Source organism: Microbispora rosea (genome assembly GCF_900156315.1).
Taxonomy (GTDB): domain Bacteria; phylum Actinomycetota; class Actinomycetes; order Streptosporangiales; family Streptosporangiaceae; genus Microbispora; species Microbispora rosea.
Genome location: NZ_FTNI01000007.1, coordinates 75,839 through 92,707, shown reverse-complemented (window position 1 = coordinate 92,707; position 16,869 = coordinate 75,839). Strand labels below are relative to the sequence as shown.

Annotated in this window: 13 protein-coding genes; 10 read left to right on the top strand and 3 right to left on the bottom strand. The window is 73.2% G+C overall.

All coding sequences use genetic code 11. The features are described 5' to 3' along the window. The first annotated feature begins 82 nt into the window (after positions 1-82). From BXA11_RS12335 to BXA11_RS12325, 3 genes are all read left to right on the top strand, one after another. Positions 83-1,363 (top strand): XRE family transcriptional regulator, encoded by a 1,281-nt coding sequence (locus BXA11_RS12335; RefSeq protein WP_076434625.1) that lies wholly within the window; start codon positions 83-85, stop codon positions 1,361-1,363. Positions 1,364-1,480: 117 nt separating this feature from the next. After that, on the top strand, positions 1,481-2,443 hold the full coding sequence (locus BXA11_RS12330) for an ATP-binding cassette domain-containing protein (protein ID WP_076434764.1): 963 nt from the start codon (positions 1,481-1,483) through the stop codon (positions 2,441-2,443). Positions 2,444-2,489: 46 nt separating this feature from the next. Next, positions 2,490-3,302, top strand: coding sequence for an ABC transporter permease (locus BXA11_RS12325; RefSeq protein ID WP_076434624.1), 813 nt, complete (start codon positions 2,490-2,492; stop codon positions 3,300-3,302). A 21-nt stretch (positions 3,303-3,323) separates the two neighbouring features. On the opposite strand, the gene BXA11_RS12320 is transcribed toward BXA11_RS12325, so the two are convergent. Beyond that, positions 3,324-6,587, bottom strand: a complete 3,264-nt coding sequence (locus tag BXA11_RS12320) for an AfsR/SARP family transcriptional regulator (RefSeq protein WP_239104964.1) — start codon at positions 6,585-6,587, stop codon at positions 3,324-3,326. A 205-nt stretch (positions 6,588-6,792) separates the two neighbouring features. Here BXA11_RS12320 and BXA11_RS12315 point away from each other — a divergent pair, with 205 nt between their 5' ends. From BXA11_RS12315 to BXA11_RS45310, 5 genes are all read left to right on the top strand, one after another. Next, the gene (locus tag BXA11_RS12315) at positions 6,793-7,311 is read left to right on the top strand and encodes a YbhB/YbcL family Raf kinase inhibitor-like protein (RefSeq protein WP_204053631.1); all 519 of its coding nucleotides are present in this window, start codon (positions 6,793-6,795) and stop codon (positions 7,309-7,311) included. Between the two features lie 183 nt (positions 7,312-7,494). After that, positions 7,495-9,453, top strand: a complete 1,959-nt coding sequence (locus BXA11_RS12310) for a hypothetical protein (RefSeq protein WP_143734219.1) — start codon at positions 7,495-7,497, stop codon at positions 9,451-9,453. A gap of 53 nt (positions 9,454-9,506) precedes the next feature. Continuing rightward, positions 9,507-11,783, top strand: a complete 2,277-nt coding sequence (locus BXA11_RS12305) for a SulP family inorganic anion transporter (protein ID WP_076434620.1) — start codon at positions 9,507-9,509, stop codon at positions 11,781-11,783. 116 nt (positions 11,784-11,899) lie between these two features. Next, the gene (locus BXA11_RS12300) at positions 11,900-12,910 is read left to right on the top strand and encodes an NAD-dependent epimerase/dehydratase family protein (RefSeq protein WP_030505508.1); all 1,011 of its coding nucleotides are present in this window, start codon (positions 11,900-11,902) and stop codon (positions 12,908-12,910) included. A gap of 37 nt (positions 12,911-12,947) precedes the next feature. After that, entirely contained in the window at positions 12,948-13,607 is a 660-nt protein-coding gene (locus tag BXA11_RS45310; RefSeq protein WP_076434619.1) for a type II toxin-antitoxin system PemK/MazF family toxin, read from the top strand. A gap of 118 nt (positions 13,608-13,725) precedes the next feature. On the opposite strand, the gene BXA11_RS12290 is transcribed toward BXA11_RS45310, so the two are convergent. Beyond that, entirely contained in the window at positions 13,726-14,472 is a 747-nt protein-coding gene (locus tag BXA11_RS12290; RefSeq protein ID WP_076434618.1) for a TetR/AcrR family transcriptional regulator, read from the bottom strand. A gap of 116 nt (positions 14,473-14,588) precedes the next feature. Between BXA11_RS12290 and atpB the strand changes: the two genes are divergently transcribed. Together atpB and BXA11_RS12280 are read left to right on the top strand one after the other, a co-directional pair. Beyond that, positions 14,589-15,377 carry a F0F1 ATP synthase subunit A gene (gene atpB / locus BXA11_RS12285; RefSeq protein ID WP_076434617.1) on the top strand — a complete coding sequence of 263 codons (789 nt, stop codon included), beginning with the start codon at positions 14,589-14,591 and terminating at the stop codon, positions 15,375-15,377. Positions 15,378-15,452: 75 nt separating this feature from the next. Further along, positions 15,453-15,737 (top strand): YiaA/YiaB family inner membrane protein, encoded by a 285-nt coding sequence (locus BXA11_RS12280; RefSeq protein WP_030505512.1) that lies wholly within the window; start codon positions 15,453-15,455, stop codon positions 15,735-15,737. A 73-nt stretch (positions 15,738-15,810) separates the two neighbouring features. Here the strand turns inward: BXA11_RS12280 and BXA11_RS12275 are convergent. Continuing rightward, positions 15,811-16,869 (bottom strand): OmpL47-type beta-barrel domain-containing protein (locus BXA11_RS12275; RefSeq protein ID WP_208865563.1); only part of this gene is annotated, 1,059 nt, incomplete at its 5' end.

Below are 16,869 nucleotides of genomic sequence, written 5' to 3'. Positions count from 1 at the left end.
GACCGGGGGGCTGCCTCGCGTCATCGATCTTTGTTAGTGTTTCGCCCGGATCGACGCCGAAGCGTGGCTTGGGAGGATCGTCGTGTCAGGGCCGTTCAGCGCGCCTCCCCAGCCCGACGGTCTCGCCACCGCAGCCGAATTCGTCGCCGCGCTGGGCCGTCTCCGCCAGTGGTCCGGCCTGACCTACCGGCAGCTCACGGCCGCCGCGAAGGCGTCGGGAGACGTGCTTCCCAGCAGCACGATCGCGGGGGCGCTCGGGCGCACGACCCTCCCCAGGGAGGAGTTCGTGGCGGCCTTCGTGCGCGCCTGCGGGCTCGGCGAGGCCGAGACGGCGCGCTGGGTGGCGTACCGGAAACGGCTGGCCGCCGGCATGGCGCCTGTGACCGATCCTCACGACGCCGCCGCGGCCCGGCACCACCCGCCCGGACCGCCGGAGCAGCCCGGCCCGGACGTCCGGCCCGATCAGACCGGCCGCTTCGAGCCCGGGGGTCTCGACGGGCGCGACCAAACCGGTCCCCGTAACCAGGCCGAACCCGGCGACCAAACCGGCCCCCGCGACCAGGGCGATCCCCCTGACCCTGCGGGACCGGGCGACCCAGCCGGACCAGGCGCCCCGGCCCTACGGGCTTTACGAGGCGCAACCGCCGTACGACCGGGGCACCGGGCGCTACGGCGCTTCGCCATAGCGGGGGCCGGCATCGCGGTCCTGCTCCTCGCCACGGGTGCGGTCCTGGCGCAGCTGCGCGTCTCCTGGGCCGGCGGCGACGCGCGGCCCTCGGCTCCCTCCGCCGCCGCGGCCGCCGCGACGGCCGGAGACGACCGCACCCCACCCGCCGCCTCCCTCCCGGCCCCGACGGCCGGAAGCCGGCGCCCCCCGCGCGACGGGTGGTATCACATCGTTCCGTCGCACGTCGCCGGCCGCGACCTGTGCGTCGGGGAGGGACGCGAGCGCAACGGGCGGACCGACCGGCCACTGGCCGTGCAGCGTCCCTGCCGGGATCTCGTCCCCGACACCTACGTGCGGGCGGCCGGCGGCGGCGCCTACGAGATCCAGTGGCACCATCCCAAGGAGGGCGTCGGCTGTCTCACGGTCGACGAGGCGCTGAGCGAACCGGGCGTGCTGGTCGCTCCCGAGAACTGCACCGGGGCGGCGCACCAGCGCTTCCTGCTGAATCCCGCCGGGGCGGGGTTCACCCTGCGCCCCCTGCACAGCGGGCTGTGCCTCGGAGCGCTGTACGGCGAGCCCGACGTGGTCCCCGGCGCCGAGCTCGCCCAGGAGTCGTGCACCGGGCGAAGCGACCAGGTGTTCCTCTTCCGTCCCGTGCCCGTCCCCCCGTGGACCCGCGCTCACCACACCCGTTAGGACCCCGCGCGTCTCACCCGGCCGCCGTCAGCGATATGTCAGCTGCTGACGGCCGCCCTCAGGGAGATGTCAGCACCGCTCCGCATGGTGGAGGTGTACACGAGCGGAGGAGACACCATGGGCCATGCGATCCAGGCCGAGGGGCTGGCGAAACGGTACGGCGAGACGAGGGCGCTCGACGGGGTGGACCTGGAGGTGCCGCAGGGCCGCCTCCTGGGCGTCCTGGGCCCCAACGGAGCGGGGAAGACCACGGCGGTGCGGATCCTCGCGACGCTCGTGCGGCCGGACGAGGGCGGGGCGCACGTGGCGGGGTTCGACGTGGTCCGGCAGGCGCACCAGGTGCGTTCGCTCATCGGGCTGACCGGGCAGTACGCGGCCGTCGACGAGGCACTCACCGGGGTCGAGAACCTCGTGATGATCGGCCGCCTGCTGGGCCTGACGAGGGCGGAGGCACGGCGCCGGGCCGACGGCCTGCTCGACCGCTTCGCGCTCTCCGACGTGGGCGGGCGGGCGGCCAAGACCTACTCGGGCGGCTTGCGCCGCCGGCTCGACCTCGCCGCGAGCCTGGTGGGCCGCCCCCAGGTGCTGTTCCTGGACGAGCCGACGATCGGCCTCGATCCGCGCAGCCGCACCGACCTGTGGGGCGTCGTCCGCGGTCTGCAGGACGAGGGCGTGACCGTCCTGCTCACCACGCAGTACCTGGAGGAGGCCGACCAGCTCGCGGACGACATCGTGGTGTTCGACCACGGAAAGGTGATCGCGAGCGGCACACCCGACGCCCTGAAGGCGGCGACCGGGGGCCAGGTCCTGGAGCTGCGGCCCAGCGAGGCCGCCCACCTCGATCTCGTCCGCCGCGTGGTGGCCGACGTGCTCGACGTCACGCCGGAGGTCTCCCATGGCCAGGTCACGGCCCCGATGCGCGAGTTCGCGGCCGTCTCCGCGATCGTACGGCGCCTCGACGACCTCGGCGTGGTCGCGGCGGAGCTGTCGCTGCGCCGGGCGAGCCTCAACGAGGTGTTCCTCGCGCTGACCGGCCACCGTGCCAAGGACGAGGAACAAGACGCCGAGGCCGCGGCGTGAGACCGCGACGGAAGCCGCAGGACGCACGAAGCGACGAGGAGAGAAGATGAGCACGATCACCGGCACCGCGCCCGCGGTCGCGGCGTCCTCCCGGCCGGGCGCGGGGGCGGCCCTGCGCCACACGATGACGCTCGCCTGGCGGAGCCTGGTGCAGATCAAGCACAACCCGATGGAACTGGTCGACCTCAGCGTGCAGCCGATCATGTTCCTGCTGCTGTTCACCTACGTTTTCGGCGGCGCGATCGCGGGATCCACGGGCGACTACCTGCAGTTCGCGCTGCCCGGCCTGGTCGTGCAGAACATGCTGTTCGCGAGCATGACCACGGCCGTCGGGTTGAACATCGACATCACGAGGGGCGTGTTCGACCGGCTGCGCAGCCTGCCGATCTCCCGCTCCGCCCCGCTGGCCGGGCGCATCGTCGCCGACACACTGAAGCAGGTGTGGGCGTTCGCCCTGTTCCTCGGATTGGGCCTGGTGCTCGGGTTCCGCGTGCACATGGGGATCGCCGGGGTACTCGGCGCGCTCGCGCTGCTGCTGGCGTTCGCGCTCGCGATGTCGTGGATGGCGGTGCTGGTCGGGGTCACGGCGGCGAGCATGGAGAAAGTGCAGATCCTGATGTTCTCGCTGATGATGCCGATCACCTTCACCAGCAACGCCTTTGTCGCCACCGACACCATGCCGCCCTGGCTGCGGACATGGGTGGAGGTCAACCCGGTCAGCCACCTGGCGGACGCGGTCCGCGGACTGCTGGGCGGCGGGCCTGTCGCGTCGGACGCCACAGTCTCCCTGCTGTGGGCCGCGGGCATCGTCGTCGTCTTCGCCCCGCTCGCCGTCCGCGCCTTCCGCAACCGCGCCTGACAGCACGGCGCCCGGGGCGGCTCAGGGCGCCGCCGACGCGAAGGACAGCACCTCGTCCCGGCTCATGGCGCGCCCGCGCTCGCGGCAGCGGGAGAACTCTCCGGACCCGAGCGCGGCCCGCGCGGCGTCGGCCACCCTCCGGTGGTCGACGCTCAGGTCGTGGACGAACCCGCGGACGGCCTCCGCCCCGCCGAGGATGACGGCGGCCCGCGCGTGGTCGCCGACATGGACGGCGAGCGCAGCGTGCCCGACGAGCGCGTGCCCGATCACCGGAGCGTCGTCGGACTCCACCGCGACGGCCAGCGCCCTGTCGTGCAGGACGCGTGCCGCCGCGGGGTCTCCCTCCCGCTCGGCCAGCAGGCCGCGCGAGGTCGTCAGCGTCGCCGCGAACTGCGGGATGACCGGCGTGGGCTTCAGCAGCCGGACGGCCTCGTCGTAGTGGCGCCGCGCCGTCTCGAGGTCGCCGTCGGCCCTGGCGAAGTCACCTCGCACGTGCCGCACCCCGGCCATCCCGATGGGGTCACCGGTGGCGCCGCAGAGCCGCTCGGTCTCCCGCAGCGCCTCCTCGGCGGCCTCCCGGTCGCCCGCCCCGCTCAGCGCGACGGCCAGGCGGGTCCGCAGGAACGGCGTCTCCTCGACGGCCCCGACCTCCTCCAGGAGCGCGATCGCCTCCTTCATCAGGGGCACGGCCTTCCGGAGGTCGCCGCGCATCGCGTTCGTCTCCGCGAGGACGCTGAGGCAGTTCCCCACCCCCCACCGGTCTCCGACCGTCCTGAACCCGTCGAGCGCGAGCACCAGGTCGGCCTCGCCCTCCTCCGAACGGCCCGCGTTGAAGCACAGCCGGGCGCGGAAGACGCGGGCGGAGGCGGCCACCCAGCCGTCCGGATGTCCGAGCAGCGGCTCCAGCTGGGACTCCGCCTCCTTCTGGCGTCCGGAGAACATCGACATGATCGGCGTCGCGATCGCCACGAGGGGATGCCGGGCGGCGTCCCGGATATCGCGCGCGTAGCGGACCGTGGCCGCCAGGCTCCGCCCGGCCCGCCCCAGGTTCCCCTCTCCGCCCGCGCTCGTCATGCCGTGCACCGCGTGGGCCAGCGCCAGCCGCTCGGGGTTCGCGTCGTCACCCGCCAGGCCCAGCGCCTCCGCCGACCGCTGCGCGCCCTCCAGCCGGTGGCCGGACAGCCACCAATACCACCCGAGTCCGCCGACCAGGCGCAGCGCGAGGTCCGCCTCGGCCTCCTCGCAGGCCCATCTGAGGGCGGCCGACAGGTTGTCGTGCTCCGCCGACAGCCGGGCCAGCCACTCGATCTGCTCCGCCCCGCGCAGGTGCGGCTCGGCGGTCTCGGCGAGGCGGGCGAAGAACTCGGCGTGGGCGCGCCGCACCGGCCGCTCGTCGCCCGACTCGGCCAGGCGCTCCGCGGCGTACGCCTTGATCGTCTCCAGCATGCGGTAGCGGCCGCCGTCGAACACCACCAGCGACTTGTCCACCAGCCTGCCGAGCAGCTCGACGTCGCCCTCGCCGACCTGCTCGGCGGCCTCCAGCGTGGCCCCGCCCGCGAACACCGCCAGCCGCGCCGCGAGCGCGCGCTCGCGGGCGTCGAGCAGGTCCCAGCTCCACTCCACGACCGCGCGGAGCGTCCGGTGGCGGGGCATCGCCGTACGGCTTCCGCCGGTGAGCAGCCGGAACCGGTCGCCGAGCCGCTCGGCGATCTGCGCGGCCGACAGCGTGCGGAGCCGGGCGGCGGCCAGTTCGATGGCGAGCGGCATGCCGTCGAGCTCGCGGCAGACGCGCTCGACGGCGTCGCGTTCGCCGTCCACCACGTAGCCGGGCCGTACGGCGGCCGCACGCTCGGCGAACAGCCGCACGGCGTGATCGGCGCCGAGCGGCCCGACCGGCCACAGCCTCTCGCCGGTGATGCCGAGGGGCTCCCTGCTGGTGGCGAGGATGCGCAGGCCGGGGCACTCGGCGAGGAGCCGGTCGGCGAGCACGGCGGCCGGCTCGACCACGTGCTCGCAGTTGTCCAGCACGATCAGCGTGTCGCGCGCCGCCAGCGCGGCGACGAGCCGGGCCATCGGGCCGGACTCCCCGCCCGGCATGGCCGGCGCCGCGCGCACCGGAACCAGGCCGGCGTCGCGCAGGCCGAGCGCCGTCAGGGCGGCCTGCACCACCTCCGCCCCGTCCTCGACGGATGCGAGCTCGACCAGCCACACGCCGCCGGGCACCCGCGCGGCGATCGCCTCGGCCGACTCCACCGCCAGCCTCGTCTTGCCCGCACCGCCCGGGCCGAGCAGCGTGACCAGGCGGTCGGCGGCGAGGAGCGCGCCGATCCTGACGACGTCGTCGTCCCGGCCGACGAAGCTGGTCAGCCGGGCCCTCAGGTTGCCCCGGCGCACAGCGCGCGGCGGCGCCTGCTCCTGCTCCACCCCGGCGAACCCCCGCTCCACTCCGGCGAACCCCTGGTCCGCCCGAGCGAGCCCCTGCTTCACGCGGGCAGGCCTCGTGGGCGTGACATCCGGCGGCGGGGCTGCCCGCCCGCAGGGCTCGCCCCTCAGCATCGCGAGGTGGAGCTCGGCCAGCGCGGGCGAGGGGTCGGCCCCGAGCCGGTCGGCGAACAGCGACCGGGCCTCCTCGTAGGCGGCGAGCGCCTCGACCCGGCGGCCCGCCCCGTAGAGAGCGCGCATGAGCTGCCCGTGCGGCCGCTCCCTGAGCGGATGGGCGGTGACGAGCAGTCGCAGCTCCGGGATCAGGCCGGTGTGCCGGCCCAGCGCCAGCTCCGCCTCGATCCTGTCCTCCGTGGCCGCGGTCCTGAGGCCCTCCAGCCGGGCGACCTCGACCTCGGCGTTCGGCAGGTCGGTCAGCGGAGCGCCGCGCCACAGGCCGAGCGCCTCACGCAGCACGCCGGCGGCGCGGCCCGGCTCGCCCGCGGCCAGCGCCGCGGCGCCCTCGCTCGCCAGGCGGGCGAACAGGTGGACGTCCACCTGGTCGGGGGCGACGGCCAGGCGGTAGCCGGACGGCCCGCCGACCACCAGGCCGCGGCCGGCCGCGGCCCGCAGCCGGGACACCAGCGCCTGCAGGGCGTTTCCCACACCGCTCGGCGGGCGTTCGTCCCACACCCCCGCCACGAGCGCGTCGACGGAGACGGTGCGGCCCGCGTCCAGCAGCAGGAGCGTCAGCAGGGCGCGCAGCCGCTGCCCGCCGACCTCGATCGGCCGCCCGTCGCGCCGTACGTCGAGGGGGCCCAGAACGCCGAAGCTCATGCCCGCTCCCGGTGTGTCCCCCTGCATGCCTCGATTGTGGCGGATAAGGGCACACGGGGTCTCACACCCCCACTTTCCGGTCCTCCGCACGTACGGATCGATTCGGGAGAACACGGAGGTCAACGGCTCGCACCGGCCCGGTCATCGGTACGGATCACCGCGATCCGGTCGGGGCACCTGTCCAATCCGCGTAGCATCATCGGGCATGGGGTCGCCGAGAAAATCAGCGGTCGTGCGAGCCGCCGTCACGGTGACGGCACTCACGCTGGCCGCGTCGGGCTGCGGAATCCTGGGCGGGGGATCGCCGAGGAACCTCGACGTCATCAACGTGTCGAGCCCGCAGTTCCGTGACGGCGCACCCCTGCCGGACGACTACTCCTGCAAGGGGGGGCAGGGCAACCCGCCTCTCCGGTGGTCGGGCACGTCGGGCGCCAAGTCGGTGGCCCTCGTGGTCGACGACAGCAGTCCCCACAGCGGCCCGGAGGTGCACTGGGTGGTGTTCGACATCGACCCCGCGACGACCGAGCTGGGCATGAACGACGTCCCCCGAGGCGCCCGGCAGGGCACCACCTCGAACGGGAAGGTGGGCTATGCGCCCCCATGCCAGGCCGACGGCAGCTACCGTTTCACTGTCTACGCGCTTAACGCGAAGCTCGACCTGAAGCAGGGCGCCGACCTCGCGGAGACCTTGGAGGGCATCGCGAGTCACACCATCGCCCGCGGGCGCCTCACGGCGAACACGATCGAGTGACATGCTGAGCACCGGAGGTAGTCGTGCTACACCAATCTTCACCTAGGGTGTGACAACGGTCATTGTGGTCGAGCAGAATCGGATCCAATTGCTGAGCGCAGGTGACCAGAGGGGGCAGGTCGCGTCGATGGCCGCGCGATCTCACCGGCGCCGCAGAAAGGCCATGGCCTTGAGGGTGGTGCTATGACTGCGGTCATTGTGGGTCTTGTCGCCGTCGTGCTTCTCGTGCTGCTGGTCGTGGCGCTGGGCATGCGGTCGATGAACCGCAGGGAGAGCGCTCTCTCCGCCGAGCGCATCAAGGCGATGGCCGAGAACAAGGGCCCCAAGCCCCGGCGGCCCGCCGAGGAGACATTCTTCGAGAGCTTCCCCAAGGGGTTCGACGCCTTCGAGGAGCCGGAGAAGCAGCGGCCCGCACCGCGCCCCGCCCCCCGCCCCGGTGGGCGGCAGGCGGCGCGCCCCGCCCAGCGCGGCGGCAAACAGCCCGCCGCCGCCCGCGGCAAGCGCGGCGTGGACGAGTGGGGCGAGGCCGACGACTACGACGACGACTACTGGTCGCGCGTACGTGCCGACGATGGCGGCTTCGGGGGGACGATCGCCGCGAAGATGGCCACTCCCCGGCCGGTGGACGAGACCCCGGGCGCGCCCCGGGCGACCGACCCCGACGCGGCGACCATGCAGGCTCCCCTGCCCGCCCGTCCGAGCCGCCCCCGGCGCGCCGGCGCCGAGGAGCCCGTGCTTCCGTCCGCCCCCGTCCCCGCCTCGGCTCTCGCCGACCAGAAGACCGTCACCTTCTCCGCCCCGACGCCCGACCTGCTCGACGCCTCCGCCGCTCCGGCCGGCTCCCCCTCGACCGGCCCGTTCGACGCGAGCCGCACGACCGGCCCGTTCGACTCCCCCGCGGCGAGCGATCCCCTCGCGGGCGCCGGGACCCAGGCGGGCACGCCGGGCGCGTCCAGCCGCAGGCCGAGCAGGTCCGGCCGGTCGTCGCGGGCCGCGACCCGGCGCGCCGCCGCCGCGGCCGCTGCCGGCGAGACCGGTCAGGCCGGCGGCTCCTACGACAGCCGCCGCACCACGGGCTCGTTCCCGTCGTCACCGAGCGCCGGCTCGTACGGGACGCAGCCGGCCGCCGACCCGCTGGGGATCGCGACGAGCACCGGCCCGTTCGGGGCTCCCGCCTACGACACGCCCGCGGGCACCGGGCCGTTCGCCGCGCAGGGCGGCGCGGGCTCCCCCGACGTCCACGCCGCGGGCGGCTACGACACGGCGGCGTCCTCCCCCAACCCGGCCACCGGGCCCTTCGCCACCGGCTCGTACGATCCGGCCCGCACCAGCGGCGCGTTCGAAGCCGTGTCGGCCGACGCCCTCGCCGACCCCGCTCCCCGCTCGACCGGCGGTTCCTTCGACGCGTGGGCGGCGAGCTACGAGACGCCCCGATCCGACGCCTACGATCCGGCCCGCGAAGCGACGGGCCCGTTCCGCGCGGCCGAGGCCTCGCCGTCGTACCCGCCCAACCCGGCGGGCGCCGGTCTGCCGGGCCCCGGCGCGGCGGTGACCGGTCCCGACGCCGGCGGCGCGGCCGAACCCGGCTGGCCGGTCGCGGGCACCTACCCGCCGGTCCCCGCCGCCTCCGCCCCCACGACGGGCTCCTCCTCCTGGCCGAACGCCGCCCGCGACGTGCTCGACGATCCGGAGCCGCCGCGCGGCGCGTCGTCCTGGCCGAACGCGGAGACCTACCAGACCCCTTCCTACGACGGCTACTCGTCCGCCTACCCGGCGTCGGAGAGCGGTTACCCGGCCGCCGCGCAGCCGCCGCCCGCCGCACCCGCCACCCCGTCGTACGAGGTGAGCACGGGCTGGGCGACGATCGACGCCTCCGACACGGTGACCGGCTCGGCCGCCGGAACCGCCTCGCCGTACGAGTCGGCGGGCTACGACGCCCCGTCGGGGCAGAGCCAGTACGGCTACGACCGGCAGCAACAGCAGGGATACGGCGGCGCCCAGCCGTCGTGGCCCGAGCAGGAGGCCGGCGGAAGCTGGCCCTCCTACGACGAGGTCTACGACGACACCTCCACCTCGGCGGGCGGGCGGCGGCGGGGCAACCACCGCAACCCGGAGAGCGACTATCCCGACTACTACCGGTGATTTTCCCGTTGCCTGCCTGGTGACGGTCTCATGGGCTGACATATTGTCGGCCCATGACAATCAGTGACGGCACGATTGCGCCGCGTAACTGGAAGTCCGTGTTCCGGCACGATGTGCCCGCCTCGCTGGTGGTCTTCCTGGTGGCGGTGCCGTTGTCGCTCGGCATCGCGGTCGCGTCCGGCGCACCGGTGGCGGCCGGTCTCGTCGCCGCCGTGGTCGGCGGCGTGGTGGGCGGCGCCCTCGGCGGGTCCGTCGTCCAGGTCAGCGGACCGGCCGCGGGGCTGTCCCTGGTGGTCGCCGAGCTCGTCCACACCTACGGCTGGCGCGCCACGTGCGCCATCACCGTCATGGCCGGCCTGCTCCAGCTGGTGCTCGGCGGGCTGAAGGTGGCGCGGGCGGCGCTCGGGGTCTCCCCCGCCGTCGTCCACGGCATGCTCGCCGGGGTCGGCGTGGTGATCGCGCTGTCCCAGCTGCACATCGTGCTCGGCGGTTCGCCGCAGCGCTCCGCGCTGGAGAACGTCCTCGAACTTCCCGCGCAGATCCTCGACAACCACACGCACGCCGTCATGATCGGCGTGCTGACGATCGGGGTCCTGCTCGTGTGGGGCCGGATTCCCCGGCTGCGCGCCGTGCCCGCACCGCTCGCCGCGCTGATGGTCGCAACGCTGACGGCCGCGGTGTCGGGCTGGGATCTGACCAAGGTGGACCTCAAGGGCGGGTTCTCCTCCGTCCAGGGACCTCTGATGCCGCAGGGCGACTGGCACGCGATCGCCGGAGCCGTCCTGCTCGTCGCCCTCCTCGCCGGAGTGGAGTCGCTGCTGACCTGCGTGGCGTCCAACCGCCTGCACGACGGCCCCCGGGCCGACCTCGACCGCGAGCTCACCGCGCAGGGCGTGGCGAACGTGGTGTCCGGCGCGCTCGGCGGCCTCCCGGTGGCGGGCGTCGTCGTGCGCACGACCACCAACGCGCGGGCGGGCGCCCGCAGCCGCTGGTCCACGGTGCTCCACGGGGTGTGGGTGCTGCTGTTCACCGCCGTCTTCGCCTGGATGATCGCGCTGATCCCGCTGGAGGCGCTCGCGGCGCTGCTGCTGTTCATCGGCGTGCAGATGGTCAACCTCGCGCACGTCCGCAACCTGCGCAACCACCGCGAGATGCCGGTCTACTTCGTGACGTTGGCCGGAGTCGTGCTGATCGGCCTGGCCGAGGGCGTGGCGATCGGCCTCGGACTGGCCGCCCTGCTCGCCCTGCGCCGCCTGGCCTGGGTCTCCGTCGACGTACGGCAGGCGGGCGAGCGGCGCTGGCGGATCGTCGTCACCGGATCGCTGACGTTCCTCGGCGTGCCCCGGCTGACCGAGGCGCTGCGCGGCATCCCCGCGGGGGCCGCGGTCGAACTCGACCTGCACCTCGACTTCATGGACAACGCCGCCTTCGAGGCGCTGCACACCTGGCGGCTGGACCACGAACGCACCGGCGGCGTGATCGACGTGGACGAGCCGCACGCCGAGTGGTACTCCGCCGCGATCAACGGCGTCCGCCTGTTCCCGGCCAGAATTCCGCCCCGGCACGACCGCTGGTGGCTGCCCTGGGCCTACCGGCGCCGCTCCCGTTCCGCGGAGGCCGGCGGCGTGGGCTCCGGGTCCTACGCGGTGATCGGCGCCGATGGCACGAGGCACGACGACATCTCCGTGCTCTGCGAGCCGCAGGGCATGCCCGATCTGCTGGAGGGGATGCGGGAGTTCCAGCGCAGGACCGCGCCGATGGTCCGCCCGGTGCTCCACCGCATGGCCCGCAAGCAGTCGCCGTCGCACCTGTTCATCACCTGCGCCGACTCCCGCATCGTGCCCAACATCATCACCGCGAGCGGCCCCGGCGACCTGTTCACGCTGCGCAACATCGGCAATCTCGTGCCGCGCGCCGACGCCGTCCCCGCCGACGACTCGGTCGCGGCCACGATCGAGTACGCCGTGAAGGTGCTCGACGTGCGCATGATCACGGTCTGTGGACACTCGGGATGCGGCGCGATGTCCGCCCTGCTGGGCGAGGTCCCCGACCTGCCCGCGCTGCGCAACTGGCTGCGGCACGGGAGGCAGAGCCTGGCCAGGTTCGTGGCCGCCGAGCCGTGTGACGACGACGCCGGGCCGCTCGATCGGCTCTGCCGGACCAACGTGATCCAGCAGCTCGACAATCTGCGGTCCCACCCGTTCGTGGACACCCTCGTACGGGCCGGGAAGCTGGAGCTCACCGGCCTCTACTTCGACATCGGCGCGGCGCGGGTGCACGTGCTGGAGCAGGAGCGCTTCACGCCGGTCCCCGAGTTGCGCACCGGCTGAGCAGCCCCGGTCCGACCACGCCGGAAAGGAACGACCTGCTTCGCTGTCAGCGGATCACGTCCGCCGACCGTGAAACCGGGCAGACGTACGACGCGGACGGGCCAAGGATTGACCGTATGAAAATTCTGGTCATCGGCGGTTCGGTGTTCCTCGGACGCGCCATCGTGGACGAGGCGCTGCGGCGTGGTCATGAGGTGACGACATTCAACAGGGGCAGGAGCGGGACGGACCTGCCCGGCGTGGAGGCGGTGCGCGGCGACCGCGAGAGCACCGGCGACCTGCGGCGGCTCGCCGACGGCAGGCAGTGGGACGCGGTGATCGACGTGTGCGGGTACGTCCCCCGCGTCGTCCTGGAGTCGGTGCGGACGCTGTCGGGGCACGCTCCGCACTACACGTTCGTCTCCAGCATCTCCGCCCACCCGGGCTGGCCGGAGAAGCCCGGCGTCGACGAGACCTTCCCGCTGCACGAATGCCCGCCGGACGCGGACGCCGAGTTCGGCGAATACGGCGTGCTGAAGGCCGGCTGCGAGCGGGCGGTCGAGCAGCACTTCGACGGCGGCGCCCTGCTCATCGAGCCCGGCCTGATCCTCGGCCCGCACGAGGACGTGGGCCGGCTGCCCTGGTGGCTCACCCGAATCTCCAGAGGCGGGCGGGTGCTCGCCCCCGGCGACCCGGCGCTTGCGATGCAGCTCATCGACGCCCGCGACATCGCGGCGTTCACCCTCGACCACGCGGCCAAGGGCACCACCGGCCGCTACATGACGGGCGGGGTGCAGGGCAACACGACGTACGGCGACTGGCTGAACGCCTGCGCGGAGGTCACCGGCTCGGACCCGGAGCTGGTGTGGGTCGACGACGAGTTCCTGGTGGACCAGGGCGTGGAGATCTGGACCGAGCTTCCGCTGTGGGCTCCGGAGGCGGACCACCAGGGCGTGTGGACGCACTCCTCCGCCAAGGCCATCGCCGCGGGTCTCACCTGCAGGCCGGTGCGGGAGACCGTCCGGGACACCTGGGAGTGGCTGAAGGACATCCCCGAAGAGCGGCGCAGCTTCGGCGGCCGGATGCGCCACGGCATCGCCCCGGACAAGGAGGCGCGCATCCTCGCCGCCTGGGACGCCCGCCCCTGACCGCGACCGGGCCGCGAGGAGCCGTAGGCTGTCGGCCATGATCTGGGTGGTAGTGATCGCGGCCGTGCTGGTCGTGTTGGGGGCGCTCGGGATGGCCGGGCGCCTGCCGGGGACCTCGCGGCGGCGGTCCGCGCCGCGCCCCTCTGCGGGCGACCGCCCGCCGGGCCGCGCCGGCCGGACCGGGCAGCCCGGTGGGCGGGCCCCGGCAGGGACCACGCGGCCGGGGACCAGGCCCGGTGGCGGCACGACCGCAGGGTCCGGGGCCCGAGGCGGAAGCCGGGGTGAAGGCCGGAGTGGAGAGCGGAGTGGAAGCCGGGGTCCGGGCCGTACGCCGGGCGGCGAAGCGGGCGTACGCGGTGGCGCCGCCACCCAGGCCGGTCCGCGTCCGGGTGAGATCTGGTGGGCCGACGTGCCCTACGAGGACGGGCCGGGCCACAAGGTGCGCCCCTGCGTGGTGCTCAGGACACACCGGGGCGGCGCCGAGGTTCTGAAGATCACGAGCCAGGATCGCAGCGACCGCTCCGACCACGTGGAGATCCCCACCCGCACCTGGGACCCGGACGCCGACCACAACAGCTTCCTCGACCTCACCGGCCCGGTTCGCGTGCCCGTCGCGGACTTCCAGGACAGGGTGGGGACACTCGACGCGCGCGTCTGGCGGCAGGTCTGCCGCCTCCACGAGATCACCCCGAACTGAGCCGTCGCCCCTCCGGGACCATGCCCGCACCGGAGACCGCGCCCGCCCCGAACCACGCCCACCCCTGACCCCGTGCCGGCCTCCGAAAGGCACCCGTCCCGGAGGCCGGCCGCCTGCGTCACCGTGACCGCGCGGGCCCTTCCGCGCCGCGCCGCGGCAGACCTGCGGCCACGCCGTCGAGCAGCCGGTCGAGGCCGTAGGCGAAGCGGTCGTCGGCCCCCATGTACTGCCGCCCGGCCTCCTTCGTCATCCGCTCCAGCATGGGATATTCGCCGGTCGCGATGAGCGACTGGATGAAGGACAGGTGCTGCGCCAGCCGCTGGGCCAGCGTCAGCCCCGACCGCCGGAGCGCCTCGGCCTCGGCCAGTTCGCTCTGGATGTAACCGTTCACGTACGCGAAGACCGCGCCGACGAGGGTCAGCATCTCGTCGACGCTCAGGCCGAGACCGTCGAGCATGCCGAGGGCGGTCTCCATCAAGCGCGCGCTGTTCGGGCCGGCCTGCGGGCGACCGGCCGCCAGCGGCGCGAGCCACGGATGGCGGAGCATGGTGCGCCGGGCCTGCCAGGCGAGCAGGCGGAGCCCTTCGACCCAGTCGTCCGGCGGCCGCCGGTCCTCCGGCAGATACTCCCGCACCGCGGTGTCGACCATGAGGTCGAACACCTCGTCCTTGCTCGTCACGTAGCGATACAGGGACATCGTGCCCGCGCCGAGATCGGCGGCGAGCCGCCGCATGGAGATCGCCTCCAGTCCCTCGGCGTCCGCGACGCGGATCGCCGCCTCCGCGAGGGCGGCGCGGCTGAAGCTCGGCCGCGGTCCACGAGCAGGGCGCTCGGGACGCATCCACAGGTTCTCGTGGCCCGTCATCGTTGGTCATCCCAGGTCGTCACACTATTGCGTACACGGTACCCGGTATATAGGCTCGCACCGATAAAGCGAGTACGGCGTACTCAGTTTTGGACCGCCGGACGAGGGGATTCCCCATGCCCGCAAGCATTGCCGGAGACGACTTCAGAGCTCCCGGTGTCGAACTGTTCGACTTTCCGCCGCTCTGGCCTGGCGCGCCGTACTGGCTGACCAAACCTGTGGTGCTGGCCGCGGTCGGCGTGGTGCTGCTGTGCGCGCTCGCGTGGGGCGCGTTCGCGCGGCCGGCTCTCGTCCCGCGCGGCCTGCAGCATCTCGGCGAGTACGGCTACCTGTTCGTCCGCGACCAGGTGGCCCGGCCCTTCATCGGGGCGGACGCCGAGCGCTGGATGCCGTTCCTGCTCAGCCTCTTCTCGGTGATCCTGCTGTGGAACCTGTTGGGAGTGATCCCGGGAGTGCAGTTCCCGGTGAACGCCCACATCGCGTTCCCGGTGGTGTTCGCCCTGGTCGTGTACGTCATCAAGCTCTATCTCGCCTTCCGGCACCATGGGGTGGGCGGATATCTCAAGAGCCTGATGTTCCCGCCCGGCCTGCCGAAGCCGATCGCGCTTGTCCTGTACGCGCCGCTCGAGCTGCTCTACACGTTCGTCACCGCGCCGTTCACGCACGCCGTACGGCTGTTCGCGAACATGTTCGCGGGGCACCTGCTGCTGGCGTTCTTCAGCGCGGTGGGATTCTGGTTCCTCGTCGAACAGCCCACGGTGCTCGGAGTCCCGGTGGGCCTGCTCAGCGTGGCCATGGCCGTCGTGATGACCGCTCTGGAGATCTTCATCCAGTTCCTGCAGGCGTTCCTGTTCACCATGCTGGCGGCCATGTACATCGGCAACGCCCTGCACCTGGAGCACTGAGCGGGTGCTCGTACTCACCGGTAACTGAGTATCGGCGCTCATGCCCGGCAGGCGCGTGCCGCGGACGATGACACCATGACGCAACCGGTGAAAACCTCGACGACGACCGCCTTCTACATCCAGGCCGTGCTCTCGTTCGTGATCTCCCTCGCGGGCCTGGCCGCCGGCATCCTCTACCTTCCGGTCACGGCCTGGGTGCGCTCCTTCCTCGCCCTCGGGCTGATGTACGTGGTGACCTCGACGTTCACGCTGGCCAAGTGCGTACGGGACCGGCAGGAGGAGTCGACCGTCGTCAGCCGGGTGGACCAGGCCCGGCTCGACAAGCTCCTCGCCGAGCACGACCCCTTCCGGACCGAATGAGGGCGAGCCGCGCGCGACGAGAAGAGGCGGCCTCGGCCGTCGCCGGACCGAGGCCGCCTGTGGCCGCACGAACTCAGTCGTCCGTGCAGCCCTTGCCCTTGCCAGGCTTCGAACAGTCGGAGCCCGGCGCGGCGCCGACGACGCTGAACGTCGCCGTGCCCGCATTGGAGGTGTTGCCGGCCTTGTCGGTGGCCCGGTAGCTCACGGTGTGCGCGCCCGGCTGCTTGACCGCCACCGGCGCCGAGTACAGGCCGAACGGCTGCCCGTCGAGGGAGTACTCGACCGTGTCCACACCCGACTCGCCGTCGCTCGCCGAGACCGTCACCGTCGCAGAACCCACGTAGTTGCCGTCGGTGTCCTTGTCACCGGCCACCTGCGCCGACACCAGCGGAGGCGTGGTGTCCTTCTGCTCCGCGGAGACCACCGTGAACGACACCGACGCGACGTCGGAGGCGTTCCCGGCCTTGTCGGTGGCCCGGTAGCTCACGGTGTGCGCCCCCGGCTGGCTCACCGCCACCGGCTTGGAGTACAGCGCGAACGGCTGGCCGTCGAGGGAGTACTCCACCGTGGCCACGCCCGACCCGCTGTCGGTCGCCGAGATGGTGAGCGTGGCGGAGCCGACGTAGTTCCACGCCCAGTCCATGCTGCCGCTGAGCTGCGCCGACACCTGCGGAGCCGTGGTGTCGTCCTGCTGCGGCGCGACGACCTTGAAGGTCACCGACCCCACCGGCGACGTGTTGCCCGCCTTGTCGGTCGCCCGGTACTGCACCGTGTGCGACCCGGTCTTGTTCACCGAGACCGGAGCCGTGTAGGCCGCGAAGGCCGCGCCGTCCAGGGCGTACTCGACCTTGTCGACGCCTGACTCGGTGTCGGTCGCCGAGACCGTCACCGTCGCCGAGCCGACGTAGTTGCCGTCGGCGTCCTTGGTGCCCGACACACCGGCCGACACCTGCGGCGCGGTGGTGTCCTTGGCCGGCGGGACCACCACGGTGAACGTCACCGACGCCACCGCCGAGGTGTTGCCCGCCTTGTCGGTCGCCCGGTAGCTCACCCGGTGCGCACCCGGCTGGTCGACCGTCAGCGCCTTCGAGTAGACCGCGAACGGCTGCGAGTCGAGGGAGTACTCCACCGT

Coding starts and splice junctions, on each gene's coding strand:
- BXA11_RS12330 (WP_076434764.1), top strand. CDS start 1,481: ATGGGCCATGCGATCCAGGCCGAGGGGCTGGCGAAACGGTACGGCGAG.
- BXA11_RS12325 (WP_076434624.1), top strand. CDS start 2,490: ATGAGCACGATCACCGGCACCGCGCCCGCGGTCGCGGCGTCCTCCCGG.
- BXA11_RS12320 (WP_239104964.1), bottom strand. CDS start 6,587: ATGCAGGGGGACACACCGGGAGCGGGCATGAGCTTCGGCGTTCTGGGC.
- BXA11_RS12310 (WP_143734219.1), top strand. CDS start 7,495: ATGACTGCGGTCATTGTGGGTCTTGTCGCCGTCGTGCTTCTCGTGCTG.
- BXA11_RS12305 (WP_076434620.1), top strand. CDS start 9,507: ATGACAATCAGTGACGGCACGATTGCGCCGCGTAACTGGAAGTCCGTG.
- BXA11_RS12300 (WP_030505508.1), top strand. CDS start 11,900: ATGAAAATTCTGGTCATCGGCGGTTCGGTGTTCCTCGGACGCGCCATC.
- BXA11_RS45310 (WP_076434619.1), top strand. CDS start 12,948: ATGATCTGGGTGGTAGTGATCGCGGCCGTGCTGGTCGTGTTGGGGGCG.
- BXA11_RS12290 (WP_076434618.1), bottom strand. CDS start 14,472: ATGACGGGCCACGAGAACCTGTGGATGCGTCCCGAGCGCCCTGCTCGT.
- atpB (WP_076434617.1), top strand. CDS start 14,589: ATGCCCGCAAGCATTGCCGGAGACGACTTCAGAGCTCCCGGTGTCGAA.
- BXA11_RS12280 (WP_030505512.1), top strand. CDS start 15,453: ATGACGCAACCGGTGAAAACCTCGACGACGACCGCCTTCTACATCCAG.